This is a genomic window from Pseudomonas sp. UF-293 (genome assembly GCF_058245595.1).
In genome coordinates this window covers 1-1238 of the sequence record NZ_JBSICA010000065.1, presented here as the reverse complement: position 1 = coordinate 1238, position 1238 = coordinate 1, and the positions used below count along the sequence as shown (strand labels likewise).

Genomic DNA, 1238 nt, shown 5'->3' with positions numbered 1-1238 from the left:
GATGACGGGATCGAACCGCCGACATTCTGCTTGTAAGGCAGACGCTCTCCCAGCTGAGCTAATCACCCTTCGCTTCGGTGTGGCGCGCATTCTACGGAGCACCCCCACCTCTGGCAAGCACTTTTTTAAATAATTTTCCGAGGCCTTCCAAAGGCTTAGAGAAGGGTTGGCCTATGCCCCGGCGAAGACAATAATGCCCCCCTTTGTATAAAGGAGTGACTCACCCCATGTGGTTCAAGAACCTGCTGATCTATCGCCTGACCCAAGACCTGCCTGTCGATGCCGAGGCGCTGGAAACTGCACTGGCGACCAAACTGGCGCGGCCGTGTGCAAGCCAGGAGCTGACCACTTACGGTTTCGTCGCACCGTTCGGCAAGGGCGAAGATGCGCCGTTGGTGCATGTCAGCGGCGATTTCCTGCTGATCTCTGCGCGCAAGGAAGAACGTATTCTGCCTGGCAGCGTCGTGCGTGACGCGGTCAAGGAAAAGGTCGAAGAGATCGAAGCCGAGCAGATGCGCAAGGTCTATAAGAAGGAACGCGATCAGATCAAGGATGAAATCATCCAGGCGTTCCTGCCGCGCGCATTCATTCGTCGTTCCTCGACCTTCGCCGCGATCGCGCCGAAACAGGGCCTGATCCTGGTCAACTCGGCCAGCCCGAAACGCGCCGAAGACCTGCTGTCGACGCTGCGCGAAGTGATCGGCACCCTGCCCGTGCGTCCGCTGACCGTGAAAATGGCACCGACTGCGGTGATGACCGAGTGGGTCACCACGCAGAAAGCCGCCGACGATTTCTACGTGCTGGACGAGTGCGAACTGCGCGACACCCACGAAGACGGCGGCATCGTCCGTTGCAAGCGTCAGGACCTGACCAGCGAAGAAATCCAGCTGCACCTGAGCACCGGCAAAGTCGTCACTCAGCTGTCGCTGGCCTGGCAGGACAAACTGTCGTTCATGCTCGACGACAAGATGACCGTCAAGCGCCTGAAGTTCGAAGATCTGTTGCAGGATCAGGCGGAACAGGACGGTGGTGATGAAGCTTTGGGCCAACTGGATGCCAGCTTCACCCTGATGATGCTGACCTTCGGCGACTTCCTGCCGGCACTGGTGGAAGCGCTGGGTGGGGAAGAGATGCCGCAGGGGATCTGACTCTGACGAGTATCTAACCTGTGGGAGCGAGCCTGCTCGCGAATGCGGTGTGCCAGTCAACATTAATGTGTCTGGCTCACCGCATTCGCG

The 1238-nt window shown here is 58.7% G+C and carries 1 protein-coding gene; it reads left to right on the top strand.

Going from position 1 to position 1238, the window contains the following annotated elements; translation table 11 throughout:
• Positions 1-227: 227 nt before the first annotated feature.
• Positions 228-1148 (top strand): recombination-associated protein RdgC, encoded by a 921-nt coding sequence (rdgC, locus tag AC4IHP_RS27780; RefSeq protein WP_024012190.1) that lies wholly within the window; start codon positions 228-230, stop codon positions 1146-1148.
• Positions 1149-1238 lie beyond the last annotated feature (90 nt).